The following is a 15,889-nucleotide window of genomic DNA, read 5'->3' as shown; positions in this document are numbered from 1 at the left end:
CAGTCATGAATAGAAAAGGAGGGGAGAGACATGAAGAAATCCCATCATGATATCGTCATTATTGGCGGTGGCATTATTGGTGGAGCAATTGCTTATTATTGTGCAAAAGCGGGCCTTGATATCACAATACTTGAGAAAAATGAACTTGCGAGTGGTACTTCTTCTCGCTGTGATGGCAATATTTTAGCTATTGATAAAGATCCTGGCTTTGACAGTCAAATGTCTTTAGTCAGTCAAAGATTGGTACATGAGTTAAATCGAGAGTTAGATATGAGCTTTGAATATCGGAATCCTGGTAGCATTCTTGTTTGTGAAAGTGAGCTAGAGATGGAGGCTGCTCAGCAGTGGGTTAATCGTCAACGAGAGGCGGGGTTAGATTTTACAATGTTAGATCGGGAGGACTTGCGGAATGAGTCAAAATACTTTGCAGATGACTTATACGGTGGATTGGAATGTAAAACCGATTCAACAGTGAACCCATATATGTTGACATTTTCTATGTTCCACTCAGCTGAAAAGTTAGGGGCAAAGATAAAAAAACATACAGAAGTCAAAAATATTACGAAACAGCCAGATGGTACATTTTTACTTGAAACGAATGAGGGATGGATAACAGCAAATAAAGTAATTAATGCTTGTGGAATTTGGGCACCGTTTATTGGGCAAATGCTGGGTGTTGATATTCCAATTAAACCTCGCAAAGGACATATTCTTGTCGCATCACGTCAGCAACTAGTAGGGCTAAGAAAAGTGATGGAATTTGGTTATTTAATTTCAAAATTTGGTGGAGAACGTAAAGTGGATGTGGATATTGAAAAATACGGAGTAGCGTTAGTGTTTGAGCCGACAGAGGCACAAAATTTTTTAATAGGAAGTAGTCGCGAATTTGTAGGCTTTGACACGAAAGTGAATCATGATGTGGTGAAAATGATTGCTAGACGTGCTGTACGTTTTTATCCAAAAATCGCTGATATGTCGATTATTCGTACATATGCAGGGTTAAGACCATGGACGGAAGATCATTTACCTATTATTTGTGAAGTAGAAGAAGTGCCTGGTTTCTATATTGCGGCAGGTCATGAAGGAGATGGAATTAGCTTGGCTGCAGTTACTGGGAAGCTTATCCAAGAATTACTACAGTACAAAGATACATGCATTCCTACTGAACCAGTTCATCTTAGTCGTTTCCAGAAAGGAGTACTTCACAAATGAAATTTCAAAAGCTCTTTACAACAATTGATACCCATACAGGTGGGAATCCAACACGTTCATTAATAAGCGGTATGCCTAAGCTTGAAGGCAAAACAATGTCTGAAAAAATGTTATTTATGCAAAAGAATTTTGACTGGATTCGAAAATTTCTTATGAATGAACCCCGAGGACATAGTGTGATGTCAGGTGTTATCATTACAGATCCTTGCCATCCCGAAGCAGATTTTGGAGTGATTTATATAGAAACAGGTGGTTACTTGCCGATGTGTGGACATGACACAATAGGCGTTTGTACAGCACTTATTGAAGCAAATTTAATAGAGGTTAATACACCTTATACAAACATAAAATTGGACACACCTGCAGGTTTAATTGATGTAAAGATTAAAGTAGTGGATGGCGTAGCGAAGGAAGTGACATTTAAAAATGTACCATCCTTTCTATTAAAAACGATTGAAATAAATGATTCTGAATTAGGTGTAGTGGAATGTGAAATAGCTTATGGAGGGAACTATTACGGCATTATAGATGCTAGAAAAATCAATCTAAACTTAGCTGTAGACAATTCAACGAAAATTATTAACACAGCTATTCGTCTCCGCAATGCTGTGAATGCTAAGGAAGATATTGTCCATCCAGAATTCCCATTTATCCATGGACTTACACATATTGAGTTTTATACAGACCCAGTCAATCCATTAGCAGATTTAAAAAATACAGTTGTTGTTCCGCCAGGAGGGATTGACCGTTCCCCTTGTGGCACTGGTACATCCGCAAAAATTGCTACACTCTATTCAAAAAATGAGATCGCTCTCAATGAGTCCTTCATCTATGAAAGTATTGTGGGGACAATGTTTAAAGCACGTGTACTAGAAGAAGTAGCTATTAGTGGCCTAACAGCTGTTATTCCAGAGGTAACAGGATCTGCCTGGGTTATGGGTATGCATCGATTCTTTTACAATAATCAGGATCCACTGAAAGAGGGCTATTTGATGATTCCGCCAATGGATCACTAAGGGAGGATAAGCATGAATTTTCATAAGTCTTTTCAAACGATCGATACACAAGTAGTGGGAGAAGCCTTTCGTATTATTGTGCAATCACCAATCATGCTTGCGCATGAAAATATTACGGAAGCGGCTCATGCTTTAAATACGCAATTCGAAGATACAAAACAATTGCTTCTGAATGAACCTAGAGGACACCGTGGAATGAATGGCTGTCTTGTTTTACCATCAGCTATTGCATCCTATCGACTATTATTTTTCCAACATTCGGCTTCTACAAATTTTAAGTATGAAGCACTTGTAGCCACAATGACAGCATTGATTGAGCAAGGAATAATAGAGCTTTCAAGAGATAATATTTACTCTATTGAAACAGTAAAAGGTGTTTATGAAGCCTATGTAAAACTTTCTGAACCGAAAGATACTGTTTTATCAGTTCATTTGACATTGAAGCCAGCGCATATAGAAGGTGACGAAGTAATTATCGATAATGAGCGCCGCTACTTTGTTGTAGAAAAACCACAGCAATTAAAGGCAATTGTTCTAGATGAATTAGCAGAAATCAGTACGTGGGGATTACTAGAAAGTGAGAAATATAGTACAGCAGATGGTGTCATTATGTATGAACAGCTAGACAGTTCAGTACGGTCAGTTACCTTTGAGCGAGATGGCTATATATTACGTTCACCTGGTGTAGACAGTACATTGGCGTTACTAGCAGTTTTAGGGGAAGAAGCTGTCAAAAAAAATGACAGTATTTTTGGTAGCAGCATTGAAATTAGTCAAAAGCATGAAGCTGGCTATGAAATTGCATTAACAGGATATATCACAGGAATCCATCAATTTGTAGTGGACCGTGAAGATCCTTTGCAGCATGGATTTATCATAGTGTAATAAAAGAGGGTAGAGGAGGAAAAAAAGATGAAAAAATTAGAAGGTGTATTTCCGGTATTAGTAACACCGATGAAAAACCAAACGGACATTGATTGGGATGGTTTCCGTCAAAATATTGAACATTTTATTGAAGCAGGGGTAACAGGTATTGCTATTAACGGTAGTACAGGCGAATTTGTAAGTTTAACGAAAGAAGAACGGTTTAAAGCAGTAGAAGTAGCTGTAGATCAAATTAAAGGGCGAATTACATTGATTGTTGGTACAGCTGCTGAGACAACTGCAGAGGCTATCACCTATACACAGCAGGCTGAACTGGCCGGCGCAGACGCAGCATTATTGATTAATTCCTATTATGCACACCCAAAAGATGAGGAAATATATGTTCATTTTAAATCAGTAGCCGAATCTGTAAGCTTCCCTATTATGATCTATAATAATCCGTTTACTTCGGGGGTAGATATTGGTTTAGAAACGATTTTAAAAGTAGGTAGAGATGTTCCAAATATTACACACATTAAGGAATCGAGCGGCAATATTGGAAAAGCGCGTGATATCGTACGTCAAGGCCAAGATAATATTAAAGTATTTTGTGGTTCAGAGGACTTAGCCATAGAATCATTTTTAGTTGGAGCTGTTGGGTGGATTTCTGTATCTGGAAATATTGTGCCAGAGCTTGTCACAAAGTTATATAGTCAAGTAAAAGAAGGAAATTTAGAGGCAGCTTGGGCAATTTATGATCGTTTATTACCTTTATGTGCATTTTTAGAGGGATCAGGTAAATATGTACAAATCACTAAACGTGCAATGGAACTAAAAGGATGGGCAGGGGGACCATGTCGTCTACCACGACTCCCACTAACAGAGGAAGAAGATGCCCAACTTAAAGCAATTATGACTAATTTAGACGTACTGGCAATTGAACATTATTAATGCAAAGGGGGATGAATGATGGAGGCAGTGTTGACATTAAAACCACAAGTAAAGGAATTTCTACAGTCCATAATCGGCTTGTATATCGACGGTGAATACATGCAAGCTCAATCAGGTAAAACATTGAATGTTCTAAATCCTGCTAATGAAGAGGTCATCGCTGTAGTAAGCGAAGCACAGGCAGAAGATATTGATCTTGCAGTAGAAGCTGCTCAAAAAGCATTTGATGGTGCATGGTCAACGATGGAGGCAGCTGAACGCTCACGAATTATTTATAAATTGGCAGATTTACTAGAAGAACATCGTGAAGAGCTAGCACAGCTTGAATCAATAGACAATGGTAAACCATATCAAATTGCTCTCGCAGATGATGTGGATGGCACTGTTCAGCATTTCCGTTATTATGCAGGGTGGGCGACAAAAATTACAGGACAGACTGTACAAGTATCCAAGGATTACTTAAATTATATTGTACATGAGCCTGTTGGTGTTGTAGGTCAAATTATTCCTTGGAATTTCCCTCTTGCAATGGCGGCATGGAAGCTAGGCGCAGCGTTAGCTGTAGGGTGTACGATTGTCATCAAACCAGCGGCTGAAACGCCATTATCATTATTATATGTAGGGCAATTAATGAAACAAGCTGGTTTTCCAAATGGTGTAGTAAATATTGTACCGGGTACGGGAGAAGCTGGAGAAGCTATTGTTACACATAAAGGTGTAGCTAAAGTAGCCTTCACTGGATCAACAAAAACTGGAATCCACGTGATGAAAAAGGCAGCTGATGAAGTGAAAAGTGTAACATTAGAGCTTGGAGGGAAATCTCCTGCTATTGTGTTACCAGATGCAGATGTACAGGAAGCAATGGAGGGAACTTTTGCTGGAACGATGTACAATCACGGCCAAAACTGTAGCGCATGTACACGAGTATTTGTGCATAGTAGTCTATACAATCAATTTGTTGAACGACTTGCAGAAAAGGCTAAGGCATTGAAGGTAGGACCAGGACTAGATCCGGAAACAGAAATGGGCCCGTTAGTGTCACAAAAGCAATTAAATACAGTCCTTGGTTTTATTGAAAAAGGAAAAGAAGAGGGTGCTCGCTTAGTAGCTGGTGGTAATCGAGCACTCCAAAAGGGATTTTTTGTACAACCAACTATCTTTGCTGATGTACAGGACACGATGACGATTGCTCAGGAGGAGATTTTCGGACCTGTTATGTCTATTCTATCGTTTGAAACAATAGAAGAAGTGATCGTGCGTGCTAATAATAGTAAGTATGGACTTGCTGCAAGCATTTGGACAGAAAATGTAAAAAAAGCACATTATATTGCTAGTAAACTACAGGCAGGAACAGTATGGATTAATGATTTTGGCTTAGAATGGGAAACGATGCCATTTGGTGGCTATAAACAGTCAGGTATTGGTCGTGAAATGGGCGGCGAATATGGTTTGTCCAATTATACTGAGGTGAAAAGTGTATTTGTCAATATGAAGCAATAATAAGTGAGTCTGCTTTAAATTTGTTTAGATGGAAAAGGAGCTACCCCAATAGATAGCTCCTTTTCTCATTATTTAAACTGGTTTATTTTACGTCTAGCAGAGGAAGGTATGTTCATGTCCTCGCGATATTTGGCTATGGTACGACGAGATATTTCAATTCCCAACGCAGAGTTAAAATACTCAGCTATTTTTTGATCAGAGAAGGGCTTTGCTTTATTTTCAGATTTTATATAGTCTGACAGCAATGACTTCACCTTTATTTGCGACACACTATGACCATTTGCTGTTGACAATTTAGAGGTGAATAATTCTTTTAATTCAAATGTGCCAAAAGCAGTTTGTACATATTTATTCGTTGTAATGCGGCTAACCGTTGATTCATGAACATCTATTTGGTCAGCAATTTCACGCAACGTAAGTGGTTGCATGGCATCAAAGCCATATAGAAAAAACTTCTTTTGTTTTTCAATAAGTGCCTTCATGATATTGATCATTGTATTTCGACGTTGTTCAATGCTGTTAACTAACCAATGGTAGTCAGTTAAGTGTTTTTTAAAATAACTCTTCTCTGAGGAATGCGTTTTTATATAAGGAAAGTAGTCAGCGTGAATATTAACTTTTGGTAAATAATAATCATTTAACGAAAAGGTAATCCCACCATCAACGATATCAACAATGATATCTGGTATCGTCATATGTACCAACTCTTGATAAAATAATGAGCTCAGCTTTGGCTGTAGTGATTGTATAAAAAGATAGATCATTTGTAAGTCACTTAGCGATATATCCAGCTCTTTTGAGATTTGTTTCCACTTCTTATTGGCAAGCTCTTCTAGATAATTAGAAATAACGGTTTCAGCATGAGCAGGGCTGTTATGACAATAAATGGTTTGCAATAGTAAACATTCCTTCAAATTGCGTGCACCAATTCCTAAGGGACCAATTGTTTGTAATAAATGAATGCCCTTTTCAATTTCTAGGTCATTATAAGACGTTTGTGTTGAATGCTCATAATAACCATTGTCATCTAAATGATAAATAATATGTTTTAAGAGTTGAATGTCCTTTTCGTTAGAAAATGTTAGCCTGACCTGTTGGAATAGTTCATCACGAACATTTTTTTCACATTTTGTGGCAAGATGCATAATATCAAGATGTCTGCTACTCATTTTTGGAATCTGTAGATGGTCTTTAAGTGTTGGTTCACTTAATTCAATTAAAGGATTAACGAGTTCTTGTTCACGTATATATTGTTCTAATTCCTGAGTTGAATATTGGAGTAGCTCGATTGCCTGACGAAGTTGGGCAGACATAACGATTTGTAATTCTTGTGTTTGCTTAATAGAAAGTTGCATAATAAAACCTCGATTCTCTATCAATCTATCTAACCTTAGAAAATATAGTGACAAGAAATTTTGACATGTGCAACGAAATATATTATAAGCTTCCAATAAAAAGCTCAAAATGTTGAAATGAAAGGTTTTTAAAAAGTGTAAAAAAAGTAAACATCTATAGGATAAGTGTAAAGAAATTATAAAATAATGAGTTCTTTTGGTGAGTGTGTGATCACTTCTACACCGTCTTTTGTAATGATGACATCATCTTCTATGCGAACACCGCCAACTTGTGGAACGTAAATGCCTGGCTCAACTGTAAGTACCATATTCTCTTCTAAGATGTCTTCACAAACTGACGACATGAATATATTTTCATGGATATCTAACCCGATGCCATGTCCTGCTCCATGTCCGTAATTGTCCCCATAGCCTTTAGCTGTAATGTAGTCACGTGTATAGCTATCTGCATTTTGCCCTGTCATACCAGCTTTCATATTAGAAAGAGCATGTTGCAAGGAATCATAAACAATTTGATATATTTCTTTTAATTGTTCAGGTGGCTCACCAACAGCAATAGTTCTTGTCATGTCAGAACGATAGCCTTGATAATAAGCACCAAAATCAAGTGTTAGCATGTCACCTTGCTCAATTATTTTTGAAGATGCTACACCATGTGGTAGAGCAGAGCGATGACCTGAAGCGATAATCATATCAAATGCAGCACTAGTTGCACCGTTTTTTCGCATATGGGATTCCAATTCATTGGCAATTTCGATTTCTGAAACACCCGGTTTAATGAATGTTAAAATATGCTTAAATGCCTCATCTGAAATCCAAGCTGCCTTCTTAATTATTTCAATTTCTTCTGGTGTCTTAATCATACGTAAATTTTCCACAATATTAGATAAAGGCTTTAATGTTGCTGTCAATTTATTAGCCATTAATTGATAGGCGTAATAAGTTACGTGATGTTGTTCAAAGCCAACTGATTGGATTGAATCTTGATCTAAAATCTCTTGAATCGTTTCATATATACGGTTGCGATCAATCTCATGAACCTCGAAAGTTTTACTTTGCTCCGTTGCTTGTTGTGTGTAGCGGAAGTCCACTAATAAAAGTGCGCGCCTATTAGTTACTACAACCGTTCCTGCACTTCCAGTAAATCCTGTTAGATAACGTCGGTTTTGTGCATTTGTGATAATCATTGCGCTTGTATCTTGTGCTTGTAAAGCATTTCGTAATTGTTCTAATTTTGACATGTTGTCATTCCCCCTTTAGTGAAATTATAATGCAAAATCTGTGCCAATTTTAAAAATATTTGGCGTCGGCATGAAAATTGCATAGATTTTTATAGTGCGATTTCATTCGTGCAATAAAATCAAAGGGGTTTTGAGGATGGCTAAAAAAACAAAATGGCTTGTCGTATTGTTAGGATTAATGCTCATTGTATTGGTCGGTTGTTACGGGAAAGAAAACAATACTTCTGGAAATACTACAAATAGTAATGAATCAGACAATGCATCTACTGATGAAGGCGACAATACTGCTGCACAAGAGCTTCATTTAGTTGCAACAGGTGATTTAACGACAATGAGCTCATTGGGGAGTGTAGATGCACTTGCTGTGACGGCAATGAACTCTGTGTTCGAGGGGTTATATCGTATAGGGCCTGAAAATACACCAGTTCCGGGTATGGCAGAGTCACATGAAGTTTCTGAGGATGGTACAGTTTATACATTTAAAATACGCAAGGATGCAGTGTGGAGTAATGGGTCTCCAGTTACAGCACATGATTTTGAATATGCTTGGAAAAGAGCTATAAACCCAGAAACACAAGCAATTTATTCTTACTTAATGTTGGATATAAAAAATGCGGCCAATGTTCAAACAGAAGAGGACCCACTTTATGGAAAGGTAGAGGAAATTGGTATTAAGGCGTTAAACGATGAAACATTAGAAGTGCAACTAAATGCGCCTATTCCGTATTTTATTAGCTTAACGACTTATGCACCGTTTTTCCCATTAAATGAAGAATTTACAGAATCCCAAGGCGATCAATATGCGCTAGAAGCGGCTAATATGATCTATAATGGTCCTTTCCAGATGGAATCTTGGCAACATGGGCAAGGATGGACGTTCGTCAAAAATGAAAGTTATTGGGATAAAGACACTGTCAAGCTTACTAAAATCACACAAAAAATTGTCAAAGATACAGCAACGGCTGTCAATCTCTATGAGGCTGGTGAAATAGACACTGCCGAGTTATCGAGTGAGTATGTCGCTCAATATAAAGACAGTCCAGAGTATTCAACGTTTTTAAAGCCAAATACGTATTTTATTCGTATAAATCACGAAAATCAATATTTAGCTAATCAAAACATTCGTAAAGCCATTGATTTGGCATGGGATAAACAAGGCTTTGCTGATGTGATATTACAGGATGGTTCTATTCCTGCTTATTATTTAGTACCACAGGGATTATCAACAGATGACAAGGGGAATGACTTCCGCGATGGAAACGGTGATATGAATAAAACAGATATCGAATTAGCGAAGGAACTATGGGCTACTGGCAAAAAGGAACTTGGTGTAGACCAAGTAAAGCTGGAGTTTTTAACATATGACCGTGCAGAATCTAAGAAAGCTGCTGAATTTATTAAAAATCAATTAGAGACGAATTTAGAAGGCTTAGAGCTAACAATTAATATGCAGCCTAATAAGCAAAAACTTGCATTAGAGGGGGCTGTTGATTTTGACTTAGACTATGGCGGTTGGGGTCCTGACTATCAAGATCCTATGACTTACATTGAATTATTTGAATCAACAGCTTATTATAATCAATCCAACTATAAAAATGAAAAAGTGGATGCATTAATAAAACAAGCGAAAACTACCTCTGATGTTATAGAGCGCTGGGAACTTATGCAGCAAGCTGAAAAATTAATGATGGAAGACGTAGCATTCGCTCCAACATTTCAAAAAGGGTTAAGTCGTTTGACAAAACCATACGTGAAAAATTTATATGAGCATCCATTCTCAGCTGACATAAGCTATAAATGGGTAGAAATTGTAAACTAAAAAATGCTGTCCTCTACTTTCGGAGGACAGCATTTTTTCATGTTGTTGAAAAAGGGCGATGTCAACGGCAGAAAAAGCTATTTTGAAAGGCGAGGGGGGTGATTTCCGTTCCGCCAGCGTCCGATGAGCTGCTTCACTCACTGCGTTTGCTCCAGAGTCTCGCCATATGCAAAAGCGTCTTTCCTTATCTTTCATACGAGCCGTAGCGAGCAAAATAGCCCATTATTTGTAGATAGCCTCTTATTTTCAATGTGGAGAAGTGATGAGTGACAACACCCCTCTACCAGACTTTATTTAAAAAACTTTGCTAAAAAGAAACATTTGAGCGAAGCGGCTCGGCGCTCAACCACAGGAAAGCAATTAACCTGCAACGGAAATCCTTTTTCACCTTTCACAAAATTCTATTGATGGTTTTGTTTTTCATTTATAGATAGAAAACTATCGATAAAATGGCTGTTGCGGAACAGCCAAGTATACCCGCTAGTAATAGTGGATAAGTGAAGGTGTAGGAAGGTGCATGAACAAATTCTAAATCTCCATCTAATTCAAAGGCATAGGCACCATTTTTAGTGACACGTGCAAAAAAACGTTTAAAACTATAGGCGATACCATTAAAAAGCCCACCTTGCACAACAAATAATGATGCACCTACAATAGTGAACGCAAGTGAAATAAGGAAAATATTGTTGATCAATGTTAAAAAAGTTATTGGTTGATGGAGGAGCCAAGTATAGCTAAGGGAACTTATGACAATACAGCTAGCAAGTAGGGCTGTGACCTTTATATTCAAAGTGATATACCTCCTTCTTGTGCTAGACGGTATTGGACAAGCTCTTCTTCTGTCAGCATAACAAAGTGACCAGGCCGTATCTCTACAAAGCTTTCACTTTCATAATTTCTGCTAGCTTGATAGGTAGCTTCATTAAAAATAATGCGTTTGCGTTCTCGCTCTAACTTAGGATCTGGCAATGGAATGGCTGATAATAATGACTTCGTATAAGGGTGTACTGAGTGATCATAGAGCTCTTGACTGTCTGCTAGCTCAACGATTTTTCCTCGATACATCACACCAATACGATCACTAATATATTTCACCATCGACAAGTCATGTGCAATAAAAAGATAGGTCAATCCACGTTCCTTTTGTAACTTTTTCAGTAGATTCACTATTTGTGCCTGGATGGACACGTCCAACGCAGAAATAGGTTCATCTGCAATGATGAGCTCAGGTTCTACAGCAAGAGCACGTGCAATACCAATCCTCTGACGTTGTCCACCACTAAGCTCGTGAGGATAACGGTTTGCATACTCCTTTGTTAATCCTACTATTTTTAATAGCTCATATATTTTGGGCTTCCATTCACTTTTTGGTACTTCATGGATGGCCAATCCTTCTGCAATAATATCCGCTATTTTCATACGCGGATTAAGGGAAGAATAGGGATCTTGGAAAATCATTTGCACCTTGCTATTGAAAGTTAGTTTGTCTTTTTTTGTTTGATTGTCATTGATATTACGACCATCAACGTGAATTTCTCCGCTAGTAATCGAATTGAGTCCAATTATGGAACGTCCAGTTGTAGATTTACCACATCCTGATTCTCCCACTAGACCAAAAATTTCTCCTTTATAAATATCGAACGTAATGCCATCAACAGCTTTATTAACAGTGTTTTTTCCTAAAGAAAAGTGCTGCTTGACCTCCTTTAATGATAAATATGGATGTTCTTTATCGAATACAGTGGGTGCTTTACTTTTCTCTTGCTGTACCTGTGTAGGTTGTTGATGAATCGGTACTATTTTAGGTGCGTGTTTATGCAATAACCAAGTTGCTGCGAAATGAGTGTCGCTTATTTGAAACATCGGTGGCTCCTCTATAAAGTCAATTTTCAATGCATGTTTATTACGAGCTGCAAAGGCATCTCCAGTAGGTGGCTGAAGCAGGTTTGGTGGTGTTCCTGGAATGGCATACAATGAATTGGTATCAATATCTGGATTAGGCATGGCTGCAAGTAGGCCTTGTGTATAAGGATGTTGACAATGATAAAAAATTTCATCAACTAAGCCAATTTCAATTATTTTTCCAGCATACATAACAGCAACACGATCAGCCATTTTGGCGACAACACCTAAATCATGGGTAATAAAGATAATCGATAAATTCATTTTTTGTTGTATGTTTTTTAGTAATTCTAAAATTTGTGCTTGGATCGAAACATCTAGTGCTGTAGTAGGCTCATCGGCAATAATGATGCGCGGCTCACAAGCTAGCGCCATGGCAATCACTATTCGTTGGCGCATCCCTCCAGAAAATTGGTGTGGGTACTGTTTATATCGTTTATCAGCTTCTTTAATACCGACTAGTTGCAATAGTTCTATAACACGGTTAGTAATTTGTTGGCCACGTAAAGTTGTATGTTTCTTTATACTTTCTGCTATTTGGCGACCAATCGTCATCGTAGGGTTTAAAGCAGTCATTGGATCTTGAAATATCATGGCTATTTCAGCTCCACGAATTGCTCGGATTTTTTGCTCACTGCAAGTAAAAATATTATGTCCGTTATATAAAATGTGTCCACTTTTTAATATCGTTGTCTCAGTTGGATTGAGGCGAAGAAGGCTTTTAGAAGTAACTGATTTTCCTGAGCCAGACTCGCCTACAATGGCTAAGGTTTCACCTTCAAATAAATCAAATGAAATGTTGCGTACTGCTTGTACCTCACCGTTGTATGTGTTGAATGAGACACTTAAATTTTTCACTTCTAATATTTTTTTCATTTAGAGCATCTCCTTATTTACGAGTTTTTGGATCGAATGCATCACGCAGTCCATCCCCGAGTAAATTAAAGCTAATCATAATCAAGCTAATGACAATAGATGAAACAATCATGCCATGTGGATAAATTCGTAGTAATTTATACGAATCATTGACAATTGTTCCTAAAGAAGCTGTTGGAGGCTGTAGCCCTAATCCGATGAAGCTTAATAATGCTTCCGTGAAAATGGCTCCTGGAATAGTAAACGTAGTTGCAACAATAATTGGCCCAAGCGTGTTGGGAATTAAATGCTTCCAAATGAGACGTTGGTTACTAGCACCAAGTGTCCGTGAAGCAAGCACATATTCATATGATTTTAACTTCAATATTTGTGCTCGAACAATTCGAGCCATACTGATCCAGCCTACAATCACCATTGCAATCGTAATCGAAATAATCCCTGGCTTTAAAATAAGAATCAAAAGTATGTTCACAATTAGGCCAGGGATACCAACTAACACTTCAATAATACGTTGCATGATATTATCTGTCCGACCACCATAAAATGCTGAGACAGCCCCATAGGCAACCCCTATAATTAGATCGATGGTTGCTGCTAAAAAAGCAATATAAAGAGAAATTCGTGTTCCTTCCCATATACGCGTCCAAAGATCTCGACCTAATTCATCTGTACCAAACCAAAAATATTCTGCAATCCCTTTTGCTTCATATTGGTCTACGCCTCGGCTATCAACACCATTCAAGCCTAAGAAAGAAATATTCTCAAGGACAGGAATTTTTGGAGGTAAATTAGTGCGCGCGATATTTTGTTCATCATAACCGTGGCTATTCATAAAAGGGCCGAAAATAGCAAGTAATAGAACGACGATAATTGTACATAACCCAACAATAGCTGCTTTATTTTTCCGCAAACCACGCCATGCATCTTGCCAAAATGATTGCTCAGGACGATAGGTGATATCATCCGTAATATCAGTTTGCGATGCATATTCAAATAACTCCTTTGAATAGCTCTTAGTTATACCTTCTGTCAATTTTATAGTCATGCCTTATCGCCTCCTGTCACACGGATTCGGGGATCAATCAACCCGTATAAAATATCGATGATTAAAATAACGGTTACAAATAGCACCGCATAAAAAATAGTTGTTCCCATAATTAGCTGATAATCGTTGGTAATAATAGAATTAACAAACTGCTCACCTAAACCTGGAATACTGAATATCTTTTCAATAACAAGTGAACCAGTAATAGTGTTAACAGTTAACGGACCAATAATAGTCACGATTGGAATCATGGCATTTCGAATACCATGTTTTGTAATGATAAAAGGGTTTGATAAACCTTTGGCTTTTGCGGTTAAGATGTATTCTTGACTAAGTACTTCTAGCATTTCAATGCGCGTGAAACGGGCAATTGTAGCAACTACTCCAACTGCTAAAGCAATCGTTGGTAAAATAGAATATTCAAAGCCATTCCAAAAGGCAATGGGTAGCCAGCCTAGTTTAACGCCAACCCAATATTGTAGAAAGCCTGCAAAGACAAACGATGGAATCGATATACCTAGTACGGCTAGTATTGTGGCTCCATAATCAATAATAGTGTTATGTTTTAGAGCCGCTATAATTCCTAATAAAAGCCCAATAATTGTTCCCACTATAATGGCTTGAAAGCCCAAAATTGCCGATGCACCGATACGTTCCTGAATAATTTTAGTCACTGGTCGATTATCAAAGACAAAAGAAACTCCTAAATCTCCTTGTACAAGATTCGTTAAATAAATGCCAAATTGCACAGGAACAGGCTTGTCTAACCCATATTTTTTGTAAAGTAGCTCTTTTTGAGGCTCCGGAAGACGCTCATCATTAAATGGTGAACCTGGCAAAGCTTTCATTAATAAAAATGACAGTAGAATAATAATAAAAAGGGTAATGATCATATAACCAATTCGTGTAAATATGTACCGAACCATGGCACCAACCTCCTACTAAATAGTGTTGTTAAAACTATTAATTTATTTGCAAGATTGATGCCAATTGCAGAAATTATGAGAAGAAAAAATATGAAAATATATATTGCATAGCTTTTTACTATATGATATATTTATAAATGTCTTAAAGAGGTCCCGTGGTGTAGCGGTTAACATGCCTGCCTGTCACGCAGGAGATCGCCGGTTCGATCCCGGTCGGGACCGCCATTTAAAATTGATATGATCGCTCTTATGTGCTGCTACAGTCATAAGAGCTTTTTTTATTTAATAATGATTTTCTTTCAACTTAGCATTTGAGCATGAAATGCATTCAAGCTTATGTTGAAATTGTGAAAGCATCATTTTATAAAGACCCAGTTCATAGGGTAGAAACATAGAGGCTAAAAGCTTTACAATTTCTGAAGCCTTTATGACCAACCTCCCATTGGTTTTAATAAAATAACATCTATTGCCCTAAATAACGCCTCTACTGCTACTAAAAAATCACCCAATCCCAGTGAAGTTAATTGAATTATTGACATGAGCCTAACTTATTGCATATTTTTAACATTATCTAAAAATAGTAAAAATTACCGATAAATGAGGGCGTTTTTATAAGGTAAAATGAGATATGTTTCTAAAATAAAAATTAGGGGTAAAAATTTAGAAGTAATCGGATTGGCTACGGAGGTGTTTATATGAGCAAAGACCATTTCTTAAAACGTCTTTATTTACCTTTGCTTATTGGTTCCATGATTATGATGGTAGGCTGTGGAGATCCTATTATAGAGATTGAAGAAGCAAATACGTATCACTGGCAAAAAAATATGAACGAAGTAGAATTTGAGAAATTAAAAAATGATATGTCATATATTGAGGTAGTAGAGACAGCAGGCGGCGCAGGTAAAAAGGTTAAAAATAATGAATATCGTTGGAATGATGAAACCCTGTTGACTCAGGCTTATATAGTGAAATTTAAGGATGATAAATTAATTGCTAAAGAGATCATAGCTGTAAAAGGTCATTCCAATAGATAGATAGTTGACACGTCTTCATAAGAGAAGACGTGTTTTTGTTTGCATTTAGGTTACCTAACTATTGTCATCACAGAACAGGGCTTTTTAACAAGCACAATCAAAGCAGGTATAATTGATATTGGATGCTTTGAACATTTTCGTTAGTTTA

13 protein-coding genes and 1 tRNA gene are annotated in these 15,889 nt (G+C 37.4%); 8 read left to right on the top strand and 6 right to left on the bottom strand.

Features of this window, described 5'->3' with window-relative positions; translation table 11 throughout:
* The first annotated feature begins 30 nt into the window (after positions 1-30).
* Genes MKY46_RS20960 through MKY46_RS20940 form a run of 5 tightly spaced genes read left to right on the top strand, consistent with a single transcriptional unit; the run spans position 31 to position 5,543 of the window.
* Entirely contained in the window at positions 31-1,212 is a 1,182-nt protein-coding gene (locus MKY46_RS20960) for an NAD(P)/FAD-dependent oxidoreductase (protein WP_036119068.1), read from the top strand.
* Positions 1,209-2,228 carry a proline racemase family protein gene (locus MKY46_RS20955; protein ID WP_036119066.1) on the top strand — a complete coding sequence of 340 codons (1,020 nt, stop codon included), beginning with the start codon at positions 1,209-1,211 and terminating at the stop codon, positions 2,226-2,228. Before MKY46_RS20960 ends, MKY46_RS20955 begins: the two co-directional genes overlap by 4 nt.
* 12 nt (positions 2,229-2,240) lie before the next feature.
* A complete protein-coding gene (locus MKY46_RS20950) occupies positions 2,241-3,113 on the top strand; it encodes a proline racemase family protein (RefSeq protein ID WP_036119064.1) in 873 nt (290 codons plus the stop codon).
* Between the two features lie 27 nt (positions 3,114-3,140).
* Positions 3,141-4,043, top strand: a complete 903-nt coding sequence (gene dapA / locus MKY46_RS20945) for a 4-hydroxy-tetrahydrodipicolinate synthase (RefSeq protein WP_036119062.1) — start codon at positions 3,141-3,143, stop codon at positions 4,041-4,043.
* An 18-nt stretch (positions 4,044-4,061) separates the two neighbouring features.
* A complete protein-coding gene (locus tag MKY46_RS20940; protein WP_036119055.1) occupies positions 4,062-5,543 on the top strand; it encodes an aldehyde dehydrogenase family protein in 1,482 nt (493 codons plus the stop codon).
* Positions 5,544-5,611: 68 nt separating this feature from the next.
* Here the strand turns inward: MKY46_RS20940 and rpoN are convergent, their stop codons facing one another.
* The gene (rpoN, locus tag MKY46_RS20935) at positions 5,612-6,898 is read right to left on the bottom strand and encodes an RNA polymerase factor sigma-54 (protein WP_036119053.1); all 1,287 of its coding nucleotides are present in this window, start codon (positions 6,896-6,898) and stop codon (positions 5,612-5,614) included.
* A gap of 176 nt (positions 6,899-7,074) precedes the next feature.
* On the bottom strand, positions 7,075-8,139 hold the full coding sequence (locus MKY46_RS20930) for a M24 family metallopeptidase (protein WP_036119051.1): 1,065 nt from the start codon (positions 8,137-8,139) through the stop codon (positions 7,075-7,077).
* A gap of 136 nt (positions 8,140-8,275) precedes the next feature.
* Between MKY46_RS20930 and MKY46_RS20925 the strand changes: the two genes are divergently transcribed.
* Positions 8,276-9,958, top strand: coding sequence for a peptide ABC transporter substrate-binding protein (locus MKY46_RS20925; protein ID WP_058843569.1), 1,683 nt, complete (start codon positions 8,276-8,278; stop codon positions 9,956-9,958).
* Positions 9,959-10,382: 424 nt separating this feature from the next.
* On the opposite strand, the gene MKY46_RS20920 is transcribed toward MKY46_RS20925, so the two are convergent.
* Genes MKY46_RS20920 through opp3b form a run of 4 tightly spaced genes read right to left on the bottom strand, consistent with a single transcriptional unit; the run spans position 10,383 to position 14,707 of the window.
* Positions 10,383-10,748, bottom strand: a complete 366-nt coding sequence (locus tag MKY46_RS20920) for a DUF3899 domain-containing protein (RefSeq protein ID WP_231744985.1) — start codon at positions 10,746-10,748, stop codon at positions 10,383-10,385.
* Positions 10,745-12,736, bottom strand: a complete 1,992-nt coding sequence (locus tag MKY46_RS20915; protein ID WP_080717036.1) for an ABC transporter ATP-binding protein — start codon at positions 12,734-12,736, stop codon at positions 10,745-10,747. The genes MKY46_RS20920 and MKY46_RS20915 overlap by 4 nt, the downstream gene beginning before the upstream one ends.
* Positions 12,737-12,749: 13 nt before the next feature.
* Positions 12,750-13,781 carry an oligopeptide ABC transporter permease gene (gene opp3C, locus MKY46_RS20910; RefSeq protein WP_036119022.1) on the bottom strand — a complete coding sequence of 344 codons (1,032 nt, stop codon included), beginning with the start codon at positions 13,779-13,781 and terminating at the stop codon, positions 12,750-12,752.
* Positions 13,778-14,707, bottom strand: coding sequence for an oligopeptide ABC transporter permease (gene opp3b, locus MKY46_RS20905; protein WP_058843570.1), 930 nt, complete (start codon positions 14,705-14,707; stop codon positions 13,778-13,780). The genes opp3C and opp3b overlap by 4 nt, the downstream gene beginning before the upstream one ends.
* A gap of 149 nt (positions 14,708-14,856) precedes the next feature.
* Here opp3b and MKY46_RS20900 point away from each other — a divergent pair.
* A tRNA-Asp gene (locus MKY46_RS20900) sits at positions 14,857-14,932 on the top strand.
* Positions 14,933-15,402: 470 nt separating this feature from the next.
* Positions 15,403-15,741: a hypothetical protein gene (locus MKY46_RS20895; protein ID WP_036119013.1), complete on the top strand. Its 339-nt coding sequence runs from the start codon at positions 15,403-15,405 to the stop codon at positions 15,739-15,741.
* Positions 15,742-15,889: the final 148 nt, after the last annotated feature.

Source organism: Lysinibacillus sp. FSL M8-0355 (genome assembly GCF_038008985.1).
Taxonomy (GTDB): domain Bacteria; phylum Bacillota; class Bacilli; order Bacillales_A; family Planococcaceae; genus Lysinibacillus; species Lysinibacillus fusiformis_D.
The sequence above is the reverse complement of the archived record's forward strand: the minus strand, read 5'-3'. Positions and strand labels throughout refer to the sequence as shown.

Coding starts and splice junctions, on each gene's coding strand:
- MKY46_RS20930 (WP_036119051.1), bottom strand. CDS start 8,139: ATGTCAAAATTAGAACAATTACGAAATGCTTTACAAGCACAAGATACA.
- MKY46_RS20960 (WP_036119068.1), top strand. CDS start 31: ATGAAGAAATCCCATCATGATATCGTCATTATTGGCGGTGGCATTATT.
- opp3C (WP_036119022.1), bottom strand. CDS start 13,781: ATGACTATAAAATTGACAGAAGGTATAACTAAGAGCTATTCAAAGGAG.
- MKY46_RS20955 (WP_036119066.1), top strand. CDS start 1,209: ATGAAATTTCAAAAGCTCTTTACAACAATTGATACCCATACAGGTGGG.
- opp3b (WP_058843570.1), bottom strand. CDS start 14,707: ATGGTTCGGTACATATTTACACGAATTGGTTATATGATCATTACCCTT.
- MKY46_RS20915 (WP_080717036.1), bottom strand. CDS start 12,736: ATGAAAAAAATATTAGAAGTGAAAAATTTAAGTGTCTCATTCAACACA.
- MKY46_RS20950 (WP_036119064.1), top strand. CDS start 2,241: ATGAATTTTCATAAGTCTTTTCAAACGATCGATACACAAGTAGTGGGA.
- MKY46_RS20895 (WP_036119013.1), top strand. CDS start 15,403: ATGAGCAAAGACCATTTCTTAAAACGTCTTTATTTACCTTTGCTTATT.
- dapA (WP_036119062.1), top strand. CDS start 3,141: ATGAAAAAATTAGAAGGTGTATTTCCGGTATTAGTAACACCGATGAAA.
- rpoN (WP_036119053.1), bottom strand. CDS start 6,898: ATGCAACTTTCTATTAAGCAAACACAAGAATTACAAATCGTTATGTCT.
- MKY46_RS20940 (WP_036119055.1), top strand. CDS start 4,062: ATGGAGGCAGTGTTGACATTAAAACCACAAGTAAAGGAATTTCTACAG.
- MKY46_RS20925 (WP_058843569.1), top strand. CDS start 8,276: ATGGCTAAAAAAACAAAATGGCTTGTCGTATTGTTAGGATTAATGCTC.